Here is a 22,964-nt window from a genome sequence, read left to right on the forward strand (position 1 = left end):
GTTCGCCTCCCAGTGGTCTGTCGCCGGTGTCCTCGTCGTGGGCGTCGCCCGTGGCGGGTCCCCGTACGGACACGGGGGGCGTCCCGCCACCGGGCCGTCCCGTCACAGGTCGCCCCTGCGGTACCTGTCGATCTCCATCAGCCGTTCGATCAGCAGGTCTTCCTCGCGTTCGAAGGTCTCTTCGTCGATCTCACCGTCGGCGAGTCGATGCTCCAGCTCGGCGAGCTCCGCCCGTACGGACGCCGGGTCGTAGTACTCGGCCTCGGCCCTGTCCGCCACGCGCTGCGCGACCCAGACGACGGTCCGGACGGGGAGCAGGGGTGAGGTGATCAGTTTCTCCAGCAGGCCCATCGCAGGGTCCTCCTTCCTTCTGCGGGGCCGGCGCGTCCTACGCCACGAAGCTGTACGGGGGCAGCGGCCCGGTCAGGCGGACCGAAAGACCCGCATCGTCCGCCCGGACCAGCTCGTCGTGCGCATTGAGTACGGCTGCTGCGCCGTCCCGCGGAACCAGCAGGGACAGGTTGAGGAAGTCCTCACCACCAGGGACGTGGAGGGTGTGCTCCCGGCCCAGCGGCGCCAAGGACCGGACCAGCCCGTCGGCCGCGTTCGCGCGCCGCTGCTCGACCTCGGCGGCGATCAATTGCCCGAGCTCCAGGGGCAGGCGCGGGTCCGGTGACCCGCTGAGGATCTCTTCGTTGAGCCTCCGCGCCTCGGGTGAATCGTCCAGGATCTCGCGGAGCAGGTGCTCCTGCTCCAGCGAGGCCTTGATGTTGTACTCCGCACAGTCCTGTACGCGTTCCAGGGCGGCCCGGTATGCGCCCTCCTGCTCTTCGAGGACCTGGCGCACGGCCCCGTCGTCGGGCGCGGTGTACCCGAATTGCAGCGGCAGCGGCGTCCCGTCGGCCATGAGGCGGTCCTGAACGGCCTGGTGGGCTGCCACGTCCCGCCTTTTGGGGCGGATCTCCTCGTCGATGTCGCTGACCACGGCGTGCAGATCCCCTGCGGATACCACCCGCACGGCTGCGCCGTGGGCGCCGACACCGGTGAGCCCGTCGATCCGGCAGGGATGGTCACGCAAGGTGACGGCATACACGTAGACGGCCATGGGTCACTCCCTTTCGCGCCGCACGGGCCGTCGGGCGGGGCGCCGGCGTCGAGGTTCTTGTTCCTCCTCCTCTTCCTCGGGCTCCTCCTCCTTGCTCTGGCCGGACAGCGACTGCGTCACGGCATCGAGCGCGCCGGTGAGCGCACCCTTGGTCTTGCCCCGGCTGCCGCCCTCGACCATCTGGTCGACGACTTCCGGCAGCTGTGCGGGGGCCTTGCGGCCCGCCTCCAGGTCGAGCCGGTTGCAGGCCTCGGCGAAGCGGAGGTAGGTGTCGACGCTTGCGACCACGATGCGGGCATCGATCTTGAGGATTTCGATCCCGACCAGGGAGACGCGCACGAAGGCATCGATGACGAGCCCACGATCGAGAATGAGTTCCAGGACGTCGTAGAGGCTGCTCGTTCCTCCGCCGCTGCGGCTGACGCCTCCGCTCGCTCCCTGCGGCACCATCGTCATGGCTCTTCCCTTCCGGGCCGGTGCGGTGTCAGCCGCCCAGCCGGTCGATCATGCCCCGGCTGTACCTCCGGGTCCGTTCGTAGGAGATCAGCTCGCCCTGCTCGTCCAGCTGCACCCGGTAACTGGCCATGACGCTGGTGGTGTCCGGGATGCGTTCGAGCTCGACCACCTCGACCACCGCCTGCCAGCCGTCGTCCGTCGGTTTGAGGGACGACACCGATTCGGGGCGCCGGCCGAGCAGCTCCGACAGCTGCTCCGCGGCCGCCCGCATGGCGGCCGCCGCACTGGGCACACCGTGCCTCTGGGAGGCGCTGGCCTTGCGCGCCGGCCTGGTACGGGGCTGCTCGTCGTCGTCGCCCTGGGGCGGGCGGCGCCGACGGCGAGCCGGTTCTGGCGTGGTCATGTGCTCCCCTCGTGACCGATCTCCGTGGACGTAAAACGCCTCCCCCGTCACCTCCGGGCCACACCCCTCAAACCGGATTTTCTTCACATCTCGCTGCATATCCCCGGCCAGGGTGAGCAGCCCCCTGGTAGGTACCGACGTCGTCAGGGCCTCGTCCTGATGGAAGGACCACCGCCACCTGGCCGGGGCCAGGTGATCCACCACCTCGGGAAGGGATCAGGTTATGGAGGACACGTCCAAGCTCGCCCTGGCAGCCGCCGTCACGGGAGGCTACCTACTGGGGCGAACGAAGAAGGGCCGCCTGGCCCTGTCGTTGGCGACTTACCTCGCCGGCCGTAGGTTCAGCCTCCAGCCGGGCCAGCTCATGGCACTGGGGCTGCGCAAACTGCAGGAGATGCCACAGACGGCCGAGCTCGGTGAACAGCTGCGCGGCGAAGCCCTCGAAGCGGGCCGCAAGGCCATCAAGGCCGCCGCCAACCGGCAGCTCTCCAGCCTGGCCGACTCCCTCCACCAGCGCACCCTCGAACTCACCAGCGGGCGCGAGGAGCCGGACGAGCGCGAGGAAGACGAGAGCGAAGCGTACGAGGACGCCGGCTACGACGAAGAGGCCGAAGAGCCGGAGTACGAGGACGAGGAGCCGTACGAGGCCGAGGAAGAGGGCGAGGAAGAGCCCTACGAGGGCGAGGAGGAGGAACCCTACGAGGCCGAGGAGGAGGGTGAGCCGGAAGAGCCCTACGAGGATGAGGAGCCGGAAGTAGAGGAGGAGCCGGAGCCCGAGGAGGAGCCGGAGGAGGAGCCGGAGGAGGAGCGTCCCCGCAAGCGTCCGCGCCGCAGCAGCGCACGATCATCGGCATCGCGCGGCGCTCCCGATCGCGCCTCCGCCACTCGTCCGAGCCCGGCACCGTCCCAGAAGCCGGCCGCGAAGAAGCCGGCCGCGAAGAAGGCCGCGCCCGCGAAGAAGCCGCCCGAGAAGAAGGCCGCGCCCGCGAAGAAGGCCGCGCCCGAGAAGAAGGCCCCGTCCGCCAAGAAGGCACCCTCGGCGAAGAAGACGGCCCCACCGGCCAAGAAGGCCGCGCCAGCGAAGAAGGCCCCGACGAAGAAGGCCCCGGCCAAGAAGGCCCCGGCGAAGACGTCGAGCGCACCGGCGAAGAAGGCCGCGGCGAAGAAGACCAGTGCAGCGGCGAAGAGCAAGGCCCCGCCGGCCAAGAAGGCTGCGGCGAAGAAGACCAGCGCGCCGGCGAAGAAGTCCACGACGCGCCGGTCGGCACGGAGCACCGGCGGCAGGAAGGCCGCGACGTCAGCGAAGAAGACGACGGCGCGCAAGCCGTCGACGCGGAGGTAGCGCCATGGCCACCCCAAACCGTTCACGCACGTCCGGGGGCTCAGCGTCTCCCGTGGACCAGCTGCTCGAAGAAGTCGGCGGCTACCTCTCGGCCCAGGCGAACCAGCTGGCCGACAAAGCGGTCGACAAGCTGGGGAACCTCACCGACGACCTCCACGACGTGGCCGACAACGGAGGCTCGCTCGCGGACATCGGCGGCCGACTCCTGCAGGGCGACTCACCCCTCAAGGCCGCCGTGGGCAGCACCCTCGGCGGACTCAAGGACAAGGTCAAGGACATCGGCAGCAGCCTGACGGGCGGGGGCAAGGGCCGCAAGAGCGGGTCCAAGCCCACGCACATCTGCGAAGTCGTCGACGTCGGAGTCCCGCTGCGCTACGCCTACGACCACTGGACGCGGTACGAGGAATTCAGCACGTTCTCCAAGGGCGTCCGCAGCGTCTCACAGGGTGACGACACCACATCCGACTGGAAGGTCAAAGTGGGCCCGTCCACCCGCAGCTGGCAGGCCACCGTCCAGGAGCAGGTCCCCGACGAGCGGATCGTGTGGACGTCCCAAGGCGCCAAGGGCACCACGCGCGGATGCGTCAGCTTCCACGAACTCGCTCCTTCCCTCACCCGTGTGCTGGTCATCGTCGAGTACTACCCCTCCGGCCTGTTCGAGAGGACGGGCAATCTGTGGCGTGCGCAGGGCCGGCGCTTGCGGCTGGACCTCAAGCACTTCGCGCGCCACGTGACCCTCACGGACGAGGAGCCGGACGGATGGCGGGGCGAGATACGCGACGGTGAGGTGGTGCGTACCCACGAGGAGGCGGTCGAAGAGGAGGAGGCCTCACAAGAGGAGGGTTCGGAAGAGGAGGAAGCCTCACAGGAGGGTCCGGAAGAGTACGAGGACGAGGAGTACGAGGAGGACTACCCCGAGGACGAGGACGAGGAGGAGTACACCGACGAGGAGGAAGAGGGCGAAGGCGAAGGCGAGGACGAGGACTACCCCGAGGACGAGGGCGCCGAGGACGAGGGCCCGGGCGAGGACGAGGGCCCGGGCCGGGCCGCGCGTCGTCGCCGACGCCAGCCCAGCCGCCGCTGACCACCCGCTGCCGCTGCACGGCGGGGCCGCCGTCCCCGAAGGGACGGCGGCCCTGTGCTCGCGGCTCGGTCAGGTCAGGGTGTCCTTGGCCTTCCGTCCGGTCTGCTTGGCGTCAGCGGCAGTCTGCTCGATCTTTCCCTTCGCCTCAAGGCTCTCGTTGCCGACGGCCTTGCCGGTCGTCTCCTTCACCTTCCCCTTGGCCTTCTTGCCCACGTCCTTGGCTTTCTTACCTGTGGCCATGTGGTCACCTCCGAGCTTCTCCCTGGCCGCTGCCCCCTGAGGCGCTACCTATGCCTCTCGAACCGCCGTTATTGCTTCGAGCCCGTGCCGGGCCCCGAGGGAATCCGACCTGCACCCGTCCGCGCTCCATAACGCCGCCCGTACGACGGCCCTCAGCGCACGCCGGATCGCCAATCCCACGCCCCACATCAGCAGTCGTACGCCCCACACCGACATGCGCAGGACGGTGCGGCGGACCATGGCTCGGGGCGTCCAGCGAGCGAGCACCCGACGCCTGCCCCACTTGTGTCCGCGCCGCCCCGGTGTGAACTTCACGAGTGTCTCCTGCCGGCCACCAGACGATAGAGGGCCAGGAGGATGAAGGAACCGACAATGGCGGCGACCCATGTGGAGATCTCGAAAAAGCCGTCGATGGAGTCGACCCCGAAAATCACCTTGCCGAGCCATCCACCCAGAAGAGCGCCGGCAATGCCGATGAGGATCGTGACGATGATGCCGCCGGGGTCACGACCCGGCATCAGGAACTTCGCGATGATCCCGGCTAGCAGGCCCAGAAGAATCCAGCCGATGATGCCCATGGAATACCTCTTGTCAACGCTCGATGCACGAATCGTCTATGGATCCATCTGCACCACTTACTGGATTCCAAACCTCGAAAGTTCACGGAGCGCGAAATCTCCTCTGCGGGACGTGTCGGTAGGATCAGCAGAACACCTTCGGTGATTGCGGCGCACGGCAGGGGGTAAGAGCGGCACGTACCAGGAGGTATGTCATGGGTACGGGCACGGAAGACGCTGATCGCCTGACGACGCTCCTGAACTCCGGCCGGTACGTGGTTCGCGTGAGCGGCGACATGGACTTCGATCACGCGGAGCAGCTGGACAGCTCGTTGACGGCGGCCCTGTCCCGCGCCGAGGACGGTTCTGACATCGTCGTCGACCTGCAGCACTCGTCCTTCTGTGACTCCGCAGGGCTCAACGCGTTGCTGACGGCCAGGCGACAGGCCCTGGAAAGGGGACAGCGGCTTGTGCTCGCCGCGCCCAGTCACCAGATGATCAGGATGCTGGAGCTCACCGGATCGGTCGACCTGTTCGCCCTCGTCCCCGCGGCGACGGACTGACCCCCTCCGGGCCGGCGGAACGGTTCGGCCCGGAGGGGAACTCCGGCGATCACCCGGGCGGCGTCGGCGGCGGACCGGGTGCTGCGACCCGGGGCCGGACCGGCCCGGGAGGCGGCGGTCGTCATGCGTGTCCTTCGGCCGGCTGGACGTCTTCGGCCGTTCGCGGGCGGACGTGCCTCAGCCCCGCCCCGCCGGCGCGAGCGAGGAGTTCCGCACGGGTGACGGCTTCGGTGCGCGTCGACGGGACGGTGCAGGCGTGGGCACCGGCGATCGCTCCGTACAGGGCGCAGCGCCGCGGGTCCTCGCCGTTCAGCCAGCCGAGCAGGAAACCGGAGGCGAAGGCGTCGCCCGCGCCGTTGCTGTCCACCACCGGGGCGGGGGGCGTGACCGGGGGTACGTGCGTCACCTCGCCGTCCGCCAGCAGGTAGGCGCCCTCCGCGCCGGCGGTGGCCACGACGGTCCGGGCCCGGCCGCGGGCGGCGATGTCGCGCATCGTGCGTTCCGGGTCGGCCAGGGCGGTGGTGGAGACGAAGACGACGTCCGCCTCCAGAGCGAACGGCTCGTGGTACGGGTTCACACCGTCCCAGTCGTGCAGGTCGGTGGAGAGGGTGACGCCGGCCTCGCGGAGCACCGGCAGCGCGTGGGCGCAGGGGTGGGTGATGACGACGTGCGCATGGCGGCTGGCGGCGGCGAGCTCGCGCACTACCGCCTCGGGCAGCCGGTCCGGCTCGCGGGCGCGGGTGTCGTCGTAGAGGGAAAGTCGCCGTCCGTCGGGTCCGACGAGATTGACCGCCCGTTTGGTGCCCGCGGGCTGCGGGATCGCGGTGAGGGGAATGCCGTGGTCACGGTGGAGGGCGCGGACCAGCTCTCCCTCGTGGTCGTCGCCGATCATGTCGAGGTGATGGGTGCGCAGGCCCAGCGCGGTCAATCCGAGCGCGACGAAGTCACCGCTCTGCCCCGCCCGGGTCGTGATGCCGGGCCGGATCATGTAACTGTCGGAGAAGGGGAGCGGCAGTTCGGGGACGTGGACGATCGTGTCCACGCCCGCGCCGCCCAGGACCAGGACGTCGAAGTCGGTGGTCATCGGTTCCTCTCGGGCTGTCGTCGTCAGCCGAGTCAAACAGCGGGCCAGGACCATGGCAAGAACTTGCTGAAAATTGCGGCACGTTGGTCGCGGCCGGTCGGGACGGCCGCGCAGTCAGGTGTCGCAGGCGCGCGGTGGTCGCGGCCGCCGGCTCCGTCAGCGGTCCGGCACGGAAGATCCCACCAGGACTACAGTCGCTTCGGTGACGGACACTCAAAGCGGGATCACCGCGGATCTGATCGCGGAGTTACTCCGCGAACAACACCCCGACCTGGCCGACTTGCCCCTGACGTTCGGTGCTCGGGGCTGGGACAACCAGCTGTGGCGACTCGGCGAGGACCGTGCGGTCCGGCTGCCCTGGGCCACTCGGGACGCGGGCGAGCTCCTCCTCAAGGAGTACGCCCTGCTGCCTCCCATGGCGCCGCGCCTCCCCTTGCAGACACCTGTCCCACAGCGCCTGGGTCAGCCTTCCGAGCGGTTCCCGCACCCTTGGATCGTTACCACGTGGGTCGCTGGTGAACCTGCTGACCTCGCTCCTGCGACGCGCGGTGCCGAGGCAGCCGACACCTTGGCGGCATTCCTCACCGCCCTCCACCAACCGGCGCCTGACGGTGCGCCCACTGGCCGCAACCGCCGGGGTGGTCGGCTGGCCGATGTCGACGAAGGCTTCGTACACCTCCTGCAGGAGGCGACCCATCGGGGGTTGGTTCCCGACCCGGAGGCCGTCCGTGCGGTATGGGACGACGCGCTGGCTGCTCCTGAACGAACGGGTCCGGCGCTGTGGCTGCACGCGGACCTGCACCCGGCCAATCTTCTGACCAGGGACGGCAACTTCTGCGGCGTGATCGACTTCGGCGACATGTGCGCCGGGGACCCGGCCTGTGACCTTGCTGCCGGTTGGATACTGCTGCCCGACGGGGTCATCGACCGTTTCCACCGGAGCTATCCGTCGGCCGACGCGGCGACCCTGCGCCGCGCTCGCGGCTGGGCGCTGATCAAGGCACTCGCCTGCCTACTCATCGGCGACGCCGGAGTTCACGGCCGCCCGGGCGGCAAGGCCACGTGGGGACCGCCAGCAGCCGCGTCCCTGCAACGCCTCACCGCACCCCGACCCTAGCCCGGGACCTGGGGGCCCGGCATGTTCCGCCGGCTCCGCGAGACCTCGGACGAGGCGCAGCCTGCCGACAAGGGCTTGTCCGGAGCCGATTCGTATGGCGCCCCCGCTCGTTGACCGGAGGAGGAAGCCGATCGCTCAAGTCCCAGTGGAGGACCTCTTGATGGCTGATGCCGCACTGCCGGTGATTGTTCTCTCCGATGCCGATCCGCTGCGCCGGCACGAGACTGCCGACCTGGTGCAAAGCTGGTACCGCACGTCCTTCCGCGTACTGCAGGTCGGAGGGCCGGCGGAGGTGGTCCGCGCACTGCGCTCGCTGGCCGACCGGGAGGTACCGGTGGCCGCCGTGCTCGCCGACGAAGCACCGGACCCGGCTACCGCGCAGCATTCCGGCGTGCGCTGGCTGTCGCTGGCCGAGCAGGGCAACGCGGTGTCCGAGGCCCCGGGCGGGGCGGTCCGGAACGACCACGACCTGGCCGAGCGTCTGCGTGGCGCGCTCGACGATTCCTTGTGCACGTGGAACGCCGACTGCCGCGGTGATCTACCGACCGCCGAGGTGCGCGGGAGCCGCTTCTCACCCGCTGCTTATGCGGTGCGCGACTTCCTCGGCCGCAGCGGCGTGATCTTCCGTTGGCTGCCCGAGGGGGACGTGCGGGACGCCCCGGTGACCGTCCGGCTCGGCGACGGCACCGAGATGGTGGATCCCTCGATCAGCGAGCTGGCCGAGCGGCTCGGTCTCATCCGGCCGGCCGAGCGGGACCACTACGACGTTGCGGTGATCGGTGGTGGTCCCGGGGGTCTGTCCGCGGCAGTGTACGCCGCTGCCGAGGGCATGAGCGTGGTCGTGATCGAGGACGACGCACCCGGCGGGCAGGCGGGATCGACCTCTCGGATCGAGAACTACCTCGGATTCCCGGTGGGCCTCACGGGTGGCGATCTGGCCCAACGCGCCTTGCAACAGGCCCGTCGGGCCCGCGTCGAATGGCAGCCCACCCGGGTGGCCCGTCGGGTGACCCCGACGGGGACCGGAGACCACACCGTCGAGTTCGTCAAGGCGGGGACCGATGAGACGGCCTCGGTGACGGCGGCAGCGGTGGTGGTCGCCACGGGCGTGGACTGGAACCGCCTGACGGCTCCCGGCGTCGACCGCCTGCTCAACTCCGGCGTGTACTACGGCGCATGCCTGTCCGACGCCCCCTCGGCCGCCGGGGAGGACGTGTACATGGTGGGCGCGGGCAACTCCGCCGGACAGGCCGCCCTTTACTTCGCGCGCTACGCCCGCACCGTCACCTTGTTGGTCCGGGGCAGCGACCTGGGGGCTTCGATGTCGAGCTACCTGGTGCAGCGCATCGAGCGGACCCCGGGCCTGAACGTCCTCCTGGGGACCGAGGTGGCCGAGTGCATCGGCGGGACGACGCTCACCGGGCTCAGGCTGCGCGACCGCGAGGGTGGCGAGCGAACGGTCTCCGCGCACTGCTTGTACGTGTTGATCGGCGGCCACCCGTCGACCGACTGGCTCGGCGGCGCGGTGAAGCTCGACGACCGCGGCTACGTCCGGACCGGGATCGGCGGAGCCGGCCCGGCCGCGCTGCCGATGGAGACCAGCGTGCCCGGCGTCTTCGCGGTGGGCGACGTGCGCTCCGGATCCGTCAAGCGGGTCGGTGCCGCCGTGGGGGAGGGAGCCGCAGTCGCCCAGTGCCTGGTCGAGTACCGACGGCGGCATCCCGAACGCTTCCGCGACGCGCGGGCGGCCTGCGGCTTCTGACCGTCACCGCCGGGCTCCCGTCACCCGGTGGCCCGGCGGGTCCGGCCAGCGCTCACCCCATGGTGAAGAGGAAACTGGCGGAGTCGTAGTAGTTGGGCAGGTGCACGATGCGCGAGCCCGGCCGCGGGGGGTTGGCCCTCGGCCATTCCTGCGGGCCCAGCAGGTGGTTCGGGTAGTCGCTGCGGGGGACCCGTGGCACGAACCAGAGCCGGAACGTGCCCGGGGTCGCCTCCTGCTCGAACTTCCAGAGCTGCGCGTCGCGGCCCGTGTCGGACCGGCAAGTGCGCAGGGTGACGGCGACGTTGTTCCCGCCGGCGGTGGTCCCGTCGAGGCACGTGCCCGTACCCGTGTTGCGCATCTGGTAGCGGCCCGGGCCGGCCGGCAGGCGCTGCCAGCCCTGAGCAGCGTCCCCCGTGCACGGCTGGAGCTGCAGCACTCCGCCGGAGCCGCCGCCGGCCACTCCGACGCACAGCCCCGAGCCGACGTTGACCAGTGGGTGCCCGGCGGGACCGGCCGAGGCCGAGGGTGAGGGCGGGGCCGACGTGCCCGTGTCGGGGGCCGGCGTGGCGGTCGGGGCGCTCGGTGTGGCCGTGGTGGGAGCCGCAGCCCGCGCGGTGGCGGACACGAGCGGTGACGGGGTGGCCGTCGGCACCGCGTCCGGGGGCGTGGCGGGCCCCGGGCCGGGGCCGACGGCCATGAGGGCGGGTCCGGCCCGCCCGGGCCGCTCGTCGGCCGGCAGCGAGACGACGGCGGTCACTGCCGTGCCCGCAACGGCCGCCACCGTCACGGCCCATTTCGCCGCGCCGAACCGTGCCGTGGCGAGCTGGGCCCCGCCCAGCTTGGCCGCCACCAGTTGGGTGCCGTGCCCGCCGACGGACGACAGGAAGGAGCCCGGGTTCCACAGCAGGATCCCGCCCAGCAGCAGCGCTCCCAGCCGGCCGTTGACGTCGCGCAGGTCGCGTTCGGCTCGGGTGCAGTCGGCGCAGTCCTGGAGGTGCCGCCTCAGATCACGGGTGACGCGCTTGCCCGGCCGGCGGAGCGAGGCCGCGAGCAGGCGCCCGTAGTGCCGACACTCATCGCTCGCGGCCTGGTCCAGGTGGGCGCGCAGGTACGCCTCGCGCAGGCCTTCCCGGGCACGTGCGGCCAACGAGCCGACGCCTCCCGCCGATATGCCGAGGCGCTGGGCGGTGTCGGCGGCGGGCTCGTGCTCGACGACGGCGTGCCACAGCACGGCCTGCCAGCGCTCCGGCAGGGACCGGTACGCCCGCGACACCAGCGATCCCTCCTCCGCCGACACGACGGCGTCCTCGACGTCCTGGCCGTCGGCGAGGCCCTCGGCCCACTTTTCGAAGTCGTCCGACAACTGGTTCCGGGCGTCGCGGCGCAGCCAGTCGGCCGCCACACGGCGCACACACGTCAGCAGGTAGGGCCGCCAAGCGTGCTCGGGCCCGGCACCCCAGGCGACGGCCCGGTACGTGCGGGCGAAGGCCTCAGCGGCGAGGTCGTGGGCGGTGGACTGGTCCCGGCAGCACGTGCGGGCGTACGCGAGCACGGCGGAGTGGTGGCGGGCGAACACCTCGCCCATCACGTCGCTCATCTCGGGACCCCCAGGAGCCGAGGCGTGCTCCTTGCGCAGCAGAGCGCAGAGCTCCGCGTCGGTGAGGCCGTGGAGGTCCCGCTGACGGGCTGTTGCCGATGTGCTCAACGCTAGCTCCCGTTGCCTTTCTGGTGGCCGGCACGGTGGGTGCCGGGCCCGTCCGCAGTGGGGTGCGACGCTGCGCCCGGCAGTGGGGTGCGACGCTGCCCCCGGCCGGAATTCGCGCAAGTCTGCACGCTCACAGGCCCCATGAGCAAACGTCAGGAGCATCATCCGGGTTCGCTGCTGGTGTGCCAGGTGGGCGACGTGGGGGCGGTGTCGGTCCCCGTGCGTCGGCCGTGGCCGCATGCGCGGTTCGGGCGGAACGGTGCGGCGTGGCCCCCTCGTGGAACCGGTGCACGGCAGGTGGTCCGACGAACGGCTGGGGTAAAGGATCGGCAAAGTTGCGGAGGTGTTCCGCAACTGCGCGCTCTACCCCTCAGTGACGACCAAGGAGGAGGCGCGCATGCCGCACCCGTTGCACGCTGGCGCTGCGGGGACGCCCGGTGTGCAGGAAAATGGGCCGGGTGCAGACCGTTTTCAGGAGCCGTCCGCAGCGCTCCTGCGAGGGAGGCTCCTGGGGCGGTCCCGGCCCGTATCGGAGGCGGGGACGAGTGCAGCGACGCTCGTACCCGCAACTTCGGTACGCACCGGTCGCCGTTACCTGATTCCCCGGCGGCGCACCGCAGGCGGGAACCGCCCGCCCGCGCCTTTCCGAGCGCGGAGCGAGAACACGTTGGCCCGAGAAGATCGAACACCTCCGATTGAGGCGCGTGCGGACGGGCAGGCGCCCACTATGTCGATCAGCTTGTTCGGCCGGAGGCGACGGGGCACCGAACCTCACCCTCCGCGCACTGGAGTGATGCACATGATGGAGGCGGTCTGGACCCCGGGGGGACGGGCGCCCGCAGCAACGGGGCGGCCCCGAGACGCGAGCCGACCGGGGGGTGCAGCATGTGTGGTCTGAGCGGGGAAATCCGTTTCAACGGTCGCAGGCCGGACCTCGCCGCGGTCGAACGCATGACGGACGAGATGGAGGAACGGGGCCCTGACGACAGGGGCCTTTGGTCACAGGGGTCGGTGGCGCTGGGACACCGCCGGCTGCAGATCATCGACCTCTCCGAGAGCGCCGCGCAACCCATGACGGATCCACACCTCGGCATCTCGTGCGTCTTCAACGGCTGCATCTACAACTACCGCGAGCTGCGCCGCCGCCTCGAAGGGCTCGGGCACCGGTTCTTCTCCGACTCCGACACGGAGGTGCTCCTCAAGGCCTACGGGCAGTGGGGGCCCGATTGCGTGGAGCACCTGATCGGCATGTTCGCCTTCGCCATGGTGGAGCACCACACCGGCCGCGTCGTACTCGGCCGCGACCGGCTGGGCATCAAGCCGCTGTACCTCACCCAGGACGGCGAGCGCCTGCGCTTCGCCTCCTCCCTGCCCGCACTGCTGGCGGGCGGCGGAGTCGACACGTCCCTCGACCCGGTGGCGCTCCACCAGTACCTCAGCTGGCACGGCACGGTGGCGGCGCCCCGGACGGTGCTGGCGGGCGTCCACAAGCTGCCGCAGGCCACCGTCCGGATCGTCGAGCAGGACGGCACGCACCGAGACCACCGCTACTGGCAGCCCTCCTACACGCGCCGCGCCGAGGACGGCAGTGATCCGGTGCGCTGGCGGGAAGCCGTGCACGAGGCACTGCGCACGGCAGTACGGCGGCGCATGGTCGCGGACGTACCCGTGGGCGTCCTGCTGTCCGGCGGGCTGGACTCCAGCCTCATCGTGGCGCTGCTGGCGGAGGAGGGGCAGGGCGACCTGGCCACCTTCGCGATGGGCTTCGAGTCGGAGAGCGGGGAGGAGGGTGACGAGTTCAGGTACTCCGACGTGATCGCCCGGCAGTTCTCGACGGACCACCACCAGTTCTTGATCGCTTCGGACCGGCTCCCCGCCGCATTGGAGACGGCGATCGGCGCGATGAGCGAACCGATGGTCAGCCACGACGCCGTGGCGTTCCACCTGTTGGCGGAGCAGGTCTCCAAGGAGGTCAAGGTGGTGCTGTGCGGGCAGGGCGCGGACGAGGTCTTCGCCGGCTACCACTGGTACCCCCGGATCGCTGCGGCCCGACGCCCCGATGCGCCGGACGCCTACGCGGACGCCTACTTCGACCGCACGCACGGCGACGTGGCCACCCTGCTGCATCCCGACATGGTCGCCGACCACGACGCCTCGCAGGACTTCATCCACGCCCACATGGCGGCCCCCGGCGCGCAGAGCGCGCTCGACGCGGCCCTGCGCCTGGACGTCCATGCGCTGATGGCCGACGACCCGGTCAAACGGGTCGACAACATGACGATGGCCTGGGGCCTGGAGGCGCGGGTGCCGTTCCTCGACCACGAACTCGTCGAGCTCGCCGCCGCCTGCCCGCCCGAACTGAAGCTCGCGCAGGACGGCAAGGGAGTCCTCAAGGACGTCGGCCGCCGGATCCTCCCCAGGGAGGTCGTCGACCGGCCGAAGGGCTACTTCCCGGTTCCGGCGGTCCGGCACATGGCCGAGCCGGTGCTCAACCGGGTGCGTGACGCCCTGACCGCCCCGGAAGCGCGCCGCCGCTGCCTCTTCGACCAGGACCGGGTGGCCGAACTACTGGCCGACCCGGCGCGCCACCGCACGAAACGCGGAGCCAGCACCCTGTGGCAGCTGGCCTCACTGGAGATCTGGTTGCAGTCCCAGAACATCAACTGACACCGAACGGTGAGAGTCCCCGGAAGCCCTCGAAGAGGCCCGACATGCCCCTGGACCACTCCGAACGGCAGAGCCGCTCCCGCCGGCTTCCCGACGGCCCCGCGCCGGCCCGGGAACGAGCGGCGCCCGCGGTCGACGCGGCGCCCGCGGTCGCCGCAGGCCCGCGGAGGTTCGGCGCGGCGCTCGACGGCAGCCCCGTGCCGGGTGCGGCACCGGGGCCCGCAGCGGCGCCCGTGCCGGTCGTCCTGCCCGACGTCGGGGTGGCGGACCCGCCCACGGCGCTCACCGCCCACGGATGCTGGTACCCCTCGGCCGACCCGACCGGCGACCACGTCGCCTACATCTGCGACCGGACCGGCGTGCCCCAGTTGTGGAGCGGTCCCGCCCGCGGTGGGGAGGCCCACCTCCTCGATGCGGACCCGGATCCTGTGACGGAGGTGTCCTGGTCGCCCGACGGCCGTTGGATCGCCTACACCTCGGCGCCGGGAGGCAGCGAGCACACGCGCGTGCTGGTCGTCCGGCCGGACGGCACCGGACGGCAGGTGCTCGCGGGCGCCGAACCGGGCGCCTCCGCCCATCTGGGCTGCTGGACCCGCGACGGGGCGGCGCTGAGCGTCACCGTCGCGCAGCCGACCGTCCTCGGCGCCCACAGCGGCGGGGGCCACATGCCGCAGGACGCCGAGCCGAACCTGGCGGGCGGGCCGCTGCCGGAGGGATGGGCCGTACGTGACGGACACGCGACCCACCTCGGCCCGCCCGCCCCGCCCGCCCGCCAGGACACGCCGACGGGGTCCGAACCGGGACTGCCGCACCTGACGCCGGTGCCGGCTCGTGCCGCCGTGGCGCCCGCCGGCGTCGCCGCGGCCACGGGGGCGGAAGAAGCGGGCGGACGACTGGCCGCGTACCTCCTCGACCCCGACGGTTCCCAGGCGCCCGTCCTGCTCTTCAGCGAAGTGGGTGCCGCCTCGCTGCGCGTCTGTGACATCGGTGCCGACAGCCGTCTCGTCCTGCTGCGCCGCGGACCCCGTGGCCGTCGTGAGTCCGTCCTCCTGGACCGGGTCTCGGGCCACATCACGTTCCGGCTGCCGGTCGCCGACGGCGATCCCTGGATCGGTCGGCTCTCCGCCGACTCGCGGAACCTGTGGCTGCGCAGCGACGCGGACCGCGAGTTCGCCGCGCTCTTCAGGGCCCGGCTGGACCCGGACGGAGCCGCTCGGGCCCTGTCCGTCGCGGCGGAGCGGGAGGGGGTCATGCTCGACCTGCTGACCTTGCCCGACCACGGCCGTTGGGCGCTGCTGGCGTGGAACGTGCTCGGCGCGAGCGAGCTGGAGAGCGTCGCGCTGCCCGGCACCGGCCGGCAGGACCGCCTCGGACCGCGCCACCGGTCGACGCTGCCGCACGAGGTGGTGACCCGCATGGCGCCGGTAGCGCGCGGCGGGTTGTTCGCCGCCCTCTCCGGCTCCCGGCGCCGGCCCGGCATCTGGGAGGTCGGCGGCGACTCCACCCCGCGGCGCACCGGCTGGACGGCCAGCGACCAGGACGCGGCTCCGCCGGGGCGGCCTCCCGTCCGCCCGGTGCCCCTGCGCTGCCGGGCACGCGACGGCCTGATGCTCGGTGGCTGGTACTACCAGGCGCCGGAACGCGACCCGGGGAGGCCGGCCCCGTGCGTGATCCACCTGCACGGCGGTCCGGAGGAGCAGGAGCGACCGGTGTTCCACCCGCTCTACCACGAGATCCTGGGCCGGGGCGTCGACGTCTTCGCCCCGGACGTGCGCGGCTCATCGGGCTGGGGCCGGTCCTTCGTGGACGCCGACCTCGGCATCGGCCGGTTCGCGGCGATCGACGACGTCGCGGACTGCGCGGCCCACCTCATGGCCGGGGGATACGCCGATCCCCTGCGCCTGGCGGTGATGGGCCGCTCGTACGGCGGCTACCTCACCATGGCGTCACTGGTCTGGCATCCGGAGCTCTTCCGCACCGGCATCGCCATCTGCGGCATGTCTGACTTCGCCACCTTCTTCGCCGACACCGAGCCGTGGATCGCCCAGTCCGCAGCCGCGAAGTACGGCCATCCCGAGCGCGACCGGGACCTCTTGCGCGCTCTGTCCCCGATGAGCCGCATCGACCGGCTGCGGGCCCCGGTCCTGGCCATCCACGGCGAACACGACACCAACGTCCCCCCGGCGGAGTCGGAGCAGTTCGTCCGCGCAGCCCGCGACCACGGGGTACCGGCCGAGCTGCTGATCCTCCGCAACGAGGGCCACGAGTTCCTCCGGGCGGACAACCGCCGCCTCTACCGTCGGGCAGCCGCCGACTGGCTCCAGCAACACCTCCTGCCCGACCGCACCGGCCGGTGAGGAACGCGCCCGTGCCCGAGGGGGCGGCCACGGCCCGGAGCGCGCCGAACGACGGCGCACGTCACCGCCAGGCAGTGGCCTCCGTGGCATGCACACAGTAGGTCGCGTAGGTGCTCGTGCCGCCCGCTTTGGGGATCGCGCAGGCCGTGATCCGGTAGTCACCCTCCGGAAGGGCGACCATGTGGGTGAACTGGTCGTCCCCGTACTCCACCTCGGCGGTCCTCTTCGTGCCGCCGGAGACCTGCACGGTGACCAGGTCTCCGGGACTTCCCCGCTCGATCCTCGCCCAGGCGGCCTTGCAGTCCTCGCTGCGTCGAATCTGGAGGAGGGCGGGGTTGTCGGTCCCGGGTTTGAACGTCCGGACGTCCTCTCCGCAGCCCTGGTTCTGGGGGTTCTTTCCCTCGCAGGCTTCGCCGGGGCAGGTCGGTTCGTCGAGGAGGGCCTTCACCAGATGGTCCCCGAGCGGGGTCACGAAGGCGGCCAGTACTGCGCCGACCGTGGCGACGACCAAGGCCAACGCGGTCGCGCCGGAGAACCAGGGACGCCTGTCGGGGGGTGCCTGCGGCGCACGGCCGGGTGGTTCCTCAGCGTTGCCGTCCGTGTCACTCGTGGTCATGGACGCACAGGTTCGTTTGCCGGGGTGCCGGAGGGAAGGCGCACGCGCCGGGGTACGGAAGTCATCACGTTCCCCGTGCGTGCGCCCCCGACCGGGTCGACCGGCGCGGAAGGGACGCGTGCCCGGCCCGGTCGATCCGGCGCGGCGGGTCAGCCTCCTCCTCTGTGGAGGAAGAGGAGGAGGTCGTTCGCTTGGGCGGGGGTCAGGTCAACCGGAACGTCCTGGGGAGCCGGTCTCCCACTGGCGATGGCGAGGAGGCAGGCTTCGGCTTGTTCGGGTGGGACGCTGTCGAGGATCTCATCGATCAGTTTCATCATCTCCTCGTCGGAGAGTGATTCCGGGTCGTTGGGGTCCTTCGGCTTCTTCTTGTCCATTTCCGGCCTCACCGCATGGTCATGTGATCGAATCGTGTACTGCCACTTTTCGCTGCGACGTGCCGGGGTGGGCCGCGTCCGTGTTCCATGATGTTCCACGACGGTGAACCGGTCCGCTGGAGTCGCCGCGACCCGCTCGTACGCCATGCGAACGAGCGAGCCCCGTTGCTGCAGGCTGCGGCGCCTACCGGTCCCGGGGCGACGATCGGCGTTCGCCCTCCCCGTTCCCCCACCCCTTGACAGCTGGTCATGTTCCTGACAGCAGTGGCTGCACCACGCCCACGAACGTCAGCACACCCCGAAGGGGGCGATCAGCGCATGACCGAGCCCGAGAGCGCGGGATACGACTACGACGTCGTCATCAGCGGAGCCGGCCTCGCCGGCAGCGCTGCGGCGATCTTGCTCGCTCGACGCGGTGCCCGCGTCGCACTGCTGGAACGCCGCTCGGACCCCGGAGCGTACAAGGTACTGTGCACCCACTCCCTCCATGCCGGCGCCTACCCGGTGCTGGACGAACTCGGCCTCATCCCCGCTCTGGAGAAGGCGGGAGCGGTCCGCAACGAGGCCCGCTGGTACACCCGCTGGGGATGGATCGAGCCCAGGGCCGCCCCGAAGGGCCCCGAGCTGCCGTACGCGTACAACATCCGGCGCAGCACCCTCGACCCGCTGATCAGGTCCCGTGCGGCGGAGACCCCCGGCGTCGATCTGCTTCTCGGTCACCGAGTGACCGGGCTGCTCGGGGGAGCCGGGCGAGCCTCGGGCGTGTGCGTGTCGACACCCCGGGGAGAACGGCAGATCCGAGCCCGACTGGTGGTCGGCGCCGACGGCAAGGAGTCGGCCGTAGCGAAGTTCGCCGGGGTGCCCGCCCGGTCGTACGAGAACGCGCGGTTCGGCTATCTCGCGCACTTCCGCGGTCTTCCGCTGCCCGGCGGGATCGGCCACACCTGGTTCCTGGAGCCCGACATGGCGTACGCGTTCCCGAACGACGACGGGGTGACGGTCATCGCGGTGCTCCCGGACAAGAAACGGCTGCCGGCCTTCCGTGAAGACCTGGAAGGCAGCTTCCTCGCATGCGTCCGCGCCCTACCCGACGCACCCCCCATCGACTCCGCCGAGCGCATCACGAAGTTCATCGGCGTGCTCGACCACCCGCTGCTCACGCGCGAGCCGACCGCACCGGGCGTCGCCCTGATCGGCGACGCCGCCCTGACCGGCGACCCCCTGTGGGGGGTGGGGTGCGGGTGGGCCCTGCAGTCCGCGCAATGGCTGGCAAGGGCGGTCGCCTCGACCGCAGCCGGTCGGGGCGACCTCGACAGGTCGCTCGCCGCGTACGCACGCACGCACCGGCGCAGGTTGAGCGGTTACCAATACCTGGCCGCCGACTTCGCGAGGGCCCGTCCGTTCAATCCCTTGGAACGGCTGATGTTCTCGGCGGCGGCGCGCGACGAGTCGATGGCGCGGCACATGCACCTGTTCGCATCCCGCCTGATCGGTCCGTTGCGCTTCTTGAACCCCGTGGCGCTGGTCAAGGCTTCGGCCGTCAACCTGGGGCACCGGGTGGCGACGGCCGTGCCGACGCGCACCCGTTCACGCGTGGAGCGCCGGACCGGCGGCGGGGCGGTCTGGCGCCGCCGCGGCCGGCCCAGTGCTCCGAGAGCATGACGGCCGGGTAGTCCTCGCTGTACGACTCGCCGTTGGCGCCGTGGTACGTGCAGGTACGGGCCGCGGTGTCGACCTCGTACCAGACGGTTCCTGCGTCCCAGCAGTGGCGCACGAACTCGGGGAACGTCGTCTCGCCCGCCTGGTCTGCGCGCAGGGCGGCGATCAGGGCCTCCCGGTCGAACGGCGCCGCCGCCGCGAAGCCGCTGACCAGCGGTTCGCCCTGGACCACCACGTTGCCGTGCTCGGTCAGGTACAGGAAGGCGTTGGCCGGGACGGCCATGCGGCACCGCGTCACCCGGCCCGGAGCCGGCTGATCGCTTCGGTGGTGCTCATGGTGTTCTCCGTGTGCCGGTGGGGGACGCGTGCACGCCTGGAGACGTCACGCCGGATATGCAATCATGATGACAAACAGACAACATGTTGTCGAATGTCTGAGAGGTGGAGCACCGGATGGCGGAGGAACTGGCCCTCCTCGTGGCCGACGTCTTCGAGGCCGCGGGTGCGCTACGCCGGGCGGGTGAGGCGCTGGCGGCGGCGGAAGGGCAGACGCAGGCCCGTTGGCAGCTGATGAGCGCGGTCAGCGAGGAGTCCCTGCCCGTGGCCCGGGCGGCGCGCCGCCTCGGCGTCGCCCGGCAGGGCGTCCAGCGCATCGCCAACGAGCTCGTGCGCGACGGCCTCGCGGAATTCCGGGAGAATCCCGACCACCGCACGTCGCCGCTGCTCGCCCTCACTGCGTCCGGCCGACGCTCACTGGTCGCGATCACCGTCCGCGCGGAGGGCGCGCACCGGAAGATGGGGGAGGGGCTGCCGGACACCGACCTGGCGGCGGTGCGGGAGCTGCTGCGCCGCCTGACCCGACAGGCGGACGCCTGGACGGAGTCCGCGGCCGCGCGGACCGGAAGCGGACGCAAGGAGACGGCATGACCGCGGACGACAGCGACCCGAAGGCCCCGGCGGAGCGCCTCCGGTCGGCCCTGTCCGCCTCGGCGGACCCGGTCCGTGCCGAGCAGCAGCGCGCTTACCTGCGCAGCGACCTCCACCACCTGGGCGTCGGCGTGCCGGACATGCGGCGCAGCGTCACCCTCGGGCGCCGGGCACTGGGAGCGCGACCGGCTCCCTACGTCCTCGCCCTCGTCCGGGAACTGTGGTCCGTCCCCGAGGGCGGGGAGCAGGTCGTCTACGAGTACCGCTGGGCGGCGGTGGAGCTCCTGGTGCAGTACGCCCGGGCCCTCGACGCCACACACCTGCCGGCGGTCGAAGCCCTGCTGCGCGAGTGCCGCACCTGGGCCCTGGTGGACCCGCTGGCCGTCCACTGCGCCGGCGCGATCGCCTCGTGCGACGCAGCCGCAGGGCCCGTGCTGGACCGCTGGGTCACCGACCCGGACTTCTGGCTCCGCCGCTCCGCGCTCCTGGCGCTGCTGCCCGCGATCCGGGCCGGCCGCCCCGACACCGACCGGCTCACCCGCTACGCGGACACCCTCGTCGACGCACGGGAGTTCTTCCTGCGCAAGGCCCTGGGCTGGGTCCTGCGCGAAACCTCCGCCCACGACCCCGAGTTCGTCGTCGCCTGGGTCGAGCGGCACGGCACCCGCGTCGCCCCGCTCACCCGCAGGGAGGCCCTACGCCGCCTCCCGACCGCGCCGGCCCGACAGTCGCAATAGTCGGCGGCGCCGGCACGGCGTGCGGTCAGCCGTGGCGGGTCGTCCGCCAGGCCGGCGGCCACGTCCGCAGCGGTCCGTCGTCCGTGGGGGGCGGCGCCCCGCCCGTCCAGGCGGCCCCGACCGGGACCAGCGCCGGCTGCGGCAGCCGCCAGGGGGCGGGCGGCGCTGCCACCGCGCCGCCCGCCGTTTCCGGCTGCGGCGGCGTGGTCTGCGACGACGGCACCCAGGCCGTCTTGAACGGTGGGACGTCCTGCGCGCACCGGGCTCCCTTCGGCGGCAGCGCCCCGTTCAGGACGTACCGGACCACGTGGTCCTTCACACACGCGCTCGGGTTGTCCAGCGTGGTGTGGCCGTGGCCTTCGAGCGTCAGAAGCCGGGCCCCGGCGAGCTCCGAGGCCATCGCCTGCCCGGCCCGGTAGGGGGTGGAAGGGTCGTACAGCGCGTTGACCACCAGCACCGGGTGGGCGGTGGCCCGGTTCCACGGGCCCGTGTACGGGGCCGCCGCCCGGGCCCGCCAAGAGGTGCACGGCTCGTTCGCCCACACCCACCACCGGGCGAGCGCCCCGGCCTGCCGCACGGCCCGCTGCTCCAGCCCGGGGTACGCCGTCGGCGAGGCGGGGTTGGGGCTCTCGGCGCACATGACGGCGATCGACTGCTCGAACCCGGGGTAGGAGGCGGGCCCGGGCGCCTCCGCAGGCTCCGCGGGCGCCCGCCCCCGCCACAGCGACTGCAGGGTTTCGGCGGTCCGGGTCCAGCCCGGGTGCACGGTGTACAGGCCCCCGCGGACCTCCTTCACCGTCCGCGCGTACGTCCAGGCCCCGACCGGCCGCCCGGCGAGGCGCGCCAGCAGGGTGTCGTACTTGGCCCGGGTCTGCGCCGGGCTGCCCGCGGAGAAGGCGCAGCGGGACACCGGCGTGCGTCCGCAACGCTCCAGGAACTGCCCGAGCGTTTCGGCGGAGCCGAAGTGGGATCCCAGCCGCAGGAACGTGTTCAGCCCGGCCCCGCCGCCCTGCCCGCCGTTCACCCACCCCTGCGGGTCGACGTTCCCGTCCACCACGAGCCGCCCGACCCGGTCGGGGAACAGGTTCGCGTACGTCGCGCCGAGCAGCGTGCCGTACGAAATGCCCCAGTAGCGCAGCCGTTCCTCACCCACGGCCCCTCGCAGCAGGTCGAGGTCGCGCGCCGTGTCGGCGGTCGAGACGTGGCGCAGCAGCTCCGGGTCCCGCCGCTCGCACCGCTCCGCCAGATCGGCGTACGCAGCGGCGTACGCCCGCTGCTCGGCCGCGCCCACCGGGAACGGCGGAACCTTCGACTGCCAGGCCGCGGCCTCCGCCGCGGAGTCGAAGCAGTGCACCGCCGTGCTCTGCCCGACGCCGCGCGGGTCCCAGCTGACGATGTCGAAGCGGTTCTTCAGCGCTGCCGGGAACTTCGCGTACAGCTCGGGCAGTCCGAGGGTTCCGGGGCCGCCGGGGCCGCCGGGGTTGAAGAACAGTGCCCCCTCCCGCTGCCCCGGGCCGGTGGCCCGGTGGCGGATCACGGCCAGGTTGATCGCCCGGCCCGAGGGGTCGGCGTGATCCAGCGGAACCTTCGCGACGGCGCACTCGAAGCCCTTCTGTGCGCTCTGCGGGCACGACTGCCAGCGCAGGGTGACCGCCCCGCCGGTGTCCCCGTCGCCCGGGCCGCCGGCGAAGGCCGAACCGGCCGCCGACAGCACCGCGAGGAGTGCGCCGGCGGTCACCCCGGCGGCGCCGCGCAACCGTGCCGACGTGCCGTTGCCGAGCATGGCGGGCCCCTTCCGTACGGGGAGGAGGGCCCGCTCCGTGATGACGGGCCCTGGATGTCATCACAGCGGGGGCGGGCGGGGCGGGCAATCGCGACGCGTCCGAACGGGGCGGGTTGTAGCCCCCACGTCGGGCAGCGATGGCGCCGCTCCGCGGCGAAAGCCACGGAAGTGGGTTGCTCGGCCGAGGGAGGGGCAGGCGTACGGCGACCCGTAGCCCCCAGCCAGGAGGTGGTCTCGATGGCCGAGAGTCCGAAGTCGCACGTTCCCCACGGTGAGGGACCCGGTCGCCACGAAGGCACCGAGCAACACGGCTGGTCCCCCGATGTCGACGCGACGCACACCCAGGACAACCCCAGTGCCCGGCGTTCGTTCGATTCCCCGAAGAAGCAGGGCGCCGGCGCCCGTAAGGCCCGCAAGGGCCCGCAC

21 protein-coding genes and 2 pseudogenes are annotated in these 22,964 nt (G+C 71.8%); 11 read left to right on the top strand and 12 right to left on the bottom strand.

Annotation, left to right across the window (positions count from 1 at the left end; translation table 11 throughout):
* Window positions 1-102 precede the first annotated feature (102 nt).
* From ACFV7Q_RS25255 to ACFV7Q_RS25270, 4 genes are read right to left on the bottom strand one after another with little or no spacing between them, the layout of a single operon-like run.
* A complete protein-coding gene (locus ACFV7Q_RS25255; protein ID WP_385431559.1) occupies window positions 103-351 on the bottom strand; it encodes a gas vesicle protein GvpG in 249 nt (82 codons plus the stop codon).
* 37 nt (window positions 352-388) lie between these two features.
* Window positions 389-1,105 (bottom strand): GvpL/GvpF family gas vesicle protein, encoded by a 717-nt coding sequence (locus tag ACFV7Q_RS25260; RefSeq protein ID WP_385431560.1) that lies wholly within the window; start codon window positions 1,103-1,105, stop codon window positions 389-391.
* 3 nt (window positions 1,106-1,108) lie between these two features.
* On the bottom strand, window positions 1,109-1,561 hold the full coding sequence (locus tag ACFV7Q_RS25265; RefSeq protein ID WP_385431561.1) for a gas vesicle structural protein GvpA: 453 nt from the start codon (window positions 1,559-1,561) through the stop codon (window positions 1,109-1,111).
* Window positions 1,562-1,589: 28 nt separating this feature from the next.
* Window positions 1,590-1,964 carry a gas vesicle protein gene (locus tag ACFV7Q_RS25270; RefSeq protein WP_385431562.1) on the bottom strand — a complete coding sequence of 125 codons (375 nt, stop codon included), beginning with the start codon at window positions 1,962-1,964 and terminating at the stop codon, window positions 1,590-1,592.
* 223 nt (window positions 1,965-2,187) lie between these two features.
* Here ACFV7Q_RS25270 and ACFV7Q_RS25275 point away from each other — a divergent pair, with 223 nt between their 5' ends.
* Complete coding sequence (locus ACFV7Q_RS25275; protein ID WP_385431563.1) at window positions 2,188-3,306, top strand: histone protein; 1,119 nt, start codon at window positions 2,188-2,190, stop codon at window positions 3,304-3,306.
* 4 nt (window positions 3,307-3,310) lie between these two features.
* A complete protein-coding gene (locus tag ACFV7Q_RS25280) occupies window positions 3,311-4,390 on the top strand; it encodes an SRPBCC family protein (RefSeq protein WP_385431564.1) in 1,080 nt (359 codons plus the stop codon).
* A gap of 69 nt (window positions 4,391-4,459) precedes the next feature.
* Here the strand turns inward: ACFV7Q_RS25280 and ACFV7Q_RS25285 are convergent, their stop codons facing one another.
* Both ACFV7Q_RS25285 and ACFV7Q_RS25290 read right to left on the bottom strand, forming a co-directional pair.
* The gene (locus ACFV7Q_RS25285) at window positions 4,460-4,630 is read right to left on the bottom strand and encodes a CsbD family protein (protein ID WP_385431565.1); all 171 of its coding nucleotides are present in this window, start codon (window positions 4,628-4,630) and stop codon (window positions 4,460-4,462) included.
* Window positions 4,631-4,941: 311 nt separating this feature from the next.
* Window positions 4,942-5,208: a GlsB/YeaQ/YmgE family stress response membrane protein gene (locus ACFV7Q_RS25290; RefSeq protein WP_385431566.1), complete on the bottom strand. Its 267-nt coding sequence runs from the start codon at window positions 5,206-5,208 to the stop codon at window positions 4,942-4,944.
* 194 nt (window positions 5,209-5,402) lie between these two features.
* On the opposite strand from ACFV7Q_RS25290, the gene ACFV7Q_RS25295 reads away from it, so the two are divergent.
* Window positions 5,403-5,750, top strand: coding sequence for an STAS domain-containing protein (locus tag ACFV7Q_RS25295; protein ID WP_385431567.1), 348 nt, complete (start codon window positions 5,403-5,405; stop codon window positions 5,748-5,750).
* A gap of 121 nt (window positions 5,751-5,871) precedes the next feature.
* Here the strand turns inward: ACFV7Q_RS25295 and ACFV7Q_RS25300 are convergent, their stop codons facing one another.
* Entirely contained in the window at window positions 5,872-6,834 is a 963-nt protein-coding gene (locus tag ACFV7Q_RS25300; protein WP_385431568.1) for an adenosine kinase, read from the bottom strand.
* A gap of 202 nt (window positions 6,835-7,036) precedes the next feature.
* On the opposite strand from ACFV7Q_RS25300, the gene ACFV7Q_RS25305 reads away from it, so the two are divergent.
* The gene (locus tag ACFV7Q_RS25305; RefSeq protein WP_385431569.1) at window positions 7,037-7,951 is read left to right on the top strand and encodes an aminoglycoside phosphotransferase family protein; all 915 of its coding nucleotides are present in this window, start codon (window positions 7,037-7,039) and stop codon (window positions 7,949-7,951) included.
* A 160-nt stretch (window positions 7,952-8,111) separates the two neighbouring features.
* Window positions 8,112-9,713, top strand: a complete 1,602-nt coding sequence (locus ACFV7Q_RS25310) for an NAD(P)/FAD-dependent oxidoreductase (RefSeq protein WP_385431570.1) — start codon at window positions 8,112-8,114, stop codon at window positions 9,711-9,713.
* 52 nt (window positions 9,714-9,765) lie between these two features.
* On the opposite strand, the gene ACFV7Q_RS25315 is transcribed toward ACFV7Q_RS25310, so the two are convergent.
* The gene (locus tag ACFV7Q_RS25315) at window positions 9,766-11,418 is read right to left on the bottom strand and encodes a sigma-70 family RNA polymerase sigma factor (RefSeq protein WP_385431571.1); all 1,653 of its coding nucleotides are present in this window, start codon (window positions 11,416-11,418) and stop codon (window positions 9,766-9,768) included.
* 885 nt (window positions 11,419-12,303) lie between these two features.
* Here ACFV7Q_RS25315 and ACFV7Q_RS25320 point away from each other — a divergent pair.
* Both ACFV7Q_RS25320 and ACFV7Q_RS25325 read left to right on the top strand, forming a co-directional pair.
* Entirely contained in the window at window positions 12,304-14,085 is a 1,782-nt protein-coding gene (locus tag ACFV7Q_RS25320; protein WP_385431572.1) for an N-acetylglutaminylglutamine amidotransferase, read from the top strand.
* 44 nt (window positions 14,086-14,129) lie between these two features.
* Complete coding sequence (locus tag ACFV7Q_RS25325; RefSeq protein ID WP_385431573.1) at window positions 14,130-16,442, top strand: S9 family peptidase; 2,313 nt, start codon at window positions 14,130-14,132, stop codon at window positions 16,440-16,442.
* Between the two features lie 61 nt (window positions 16,443-16,503).
* On the opposite strand, the gene ACFV7Q_RS25330 is transcribed toward ACFV7Q_RS25325, so the two are convergent.
* Together ACFV7Q_RS25330 and ACFV7Q_RS25335 are read right to left on the bottom strand one after the other, a co-directional pair.
* Window positions 16,504-17,058 carry a DUF2690 domain-containing protein gene (locus tag ACFV7Q_RS25330; protein ID WP_385431574.1) on the bottom strand — a complete coding sequence of 185 codons (555 nt, stop codon included), beginning with the start codon at window positions 17,056-17,058 and terminating at the stop codon, window positions 16,504-16,506.
* A 149-nt stretch (window positions 17,059-17,207) separates the two neighbouring features.
* A complete protein-coding gene (locus ACFV7Q_RS25335; RefSeq protein ID WP_385431575.1) occupies window positions 17,208-17,432 on the bottom strand; it encodes a hypothetical protein in 225 nt (74 codons plus the stop codon).
* A 318-nt stretch (window positions 17,433-17,750) separates the two neighbouring features.
* On the opposite strand from ACFV7Q_RS25335, the gene ACFV7Q_RS25340 reads away from it, so the two are divergent.
* On the top strand, window positions 17,751-19,094 hold the full coding sequence (locus ACFV7Q_RS25340) for an NAD(P)/FAD-dependent oxidoreductase (protein ID WP_385431576.1): 1,344 nt from the start codon (window positions 17,751-17,753) through the stop codon (window positions 19,092-19,094).
* A gap of 37 nt (window positions 19,095-19,131) precedes the next feature.
* Here the strand turns inward: ACFV7Q_RS25340 and ACFV7Q_RS25345 are convergent.
* Window positions 19,132-19,374 (bottom strand): annotated as a pseudogene (locus ACFV7Q_RS25345) (DUF1398 family protein); the annotation flags it as partial.
* A gap of 170 nt (window positions 19,375-19,544) precedes the next feature.
* On the opposite strand from ACFV7Q_RS25345, the gene ACFV7Q_RS25350 reads away from it, so the two are divergent.
* Both ACFV7Q_RS25350 and ACFV7Q_RS25355 read left to right on the top strand, forming a co-directional pair.
* Window positions 19,545-20,018: a MarR family winged helix-turn-helix transcriptional regulator gene (locus ACFV7Q_RS25350; protein WP_385431577.1), complete on the top strand. Its 474-nt coding sequence runs from the start codon at window positions 19,545-19,547 to the stop codon at window positions 20,016-20,018.
* Window positions 20,015-20,755: a DNA alkylation repair protein gene (locus ACFV7Q_RS25355; protein ID WP_385431578.1), complete on the top strand. Its 741-nt coding sequence runs from the start codon at window positions 20,015-20,017 to the stop codon at window positions 20,753-20,755. The genes ACFV7Q_RS25350 and ACFV7Q_RS25355 overlap by 4 nt, the downstream gene beginning before the upstream one ends.
* A 25-nt stretch (window positions 20,756-20,780) precedes the next feature.
* Here the strand turns inward: ACFV7Q_RS25355 and ACFV7Q_RS25360 are convergent, their stop codons facing one another.
* On the bottom strand, window positions 20,781-22,538 hold the full coding sequence (locus tag ACFV7Q_RS25360) for an alpha/beta hydrolase (protein ID WP_385431579.1): 1,758 nt from the start codon (window positions 22,536-22,538) through the stop codon (window positions 20,781-20,783).
* Between the two features lie 237 nt (window positions 22,539-22,775).
* Here ACFV7Q_RS25360 and ACFV7Q_RS25365 point away from each other — a divergent pair.
* Window positions 22,776-22,964, top strand: a pseudogene (locus ACFV7Q_RS25365) (hypothetical protein); the annotation flags it as partial.

The sequence above is a fragment of the Streptomyces sp. NPDC059851 genome, assembly GCF_042732005.1.
In the GTDB taxonomy this organism is placed as follows: Bacteria; Actinomycetota; Actinomycetes; order Streptomycetales; family Streptomycetaceae; genus Streptomyces.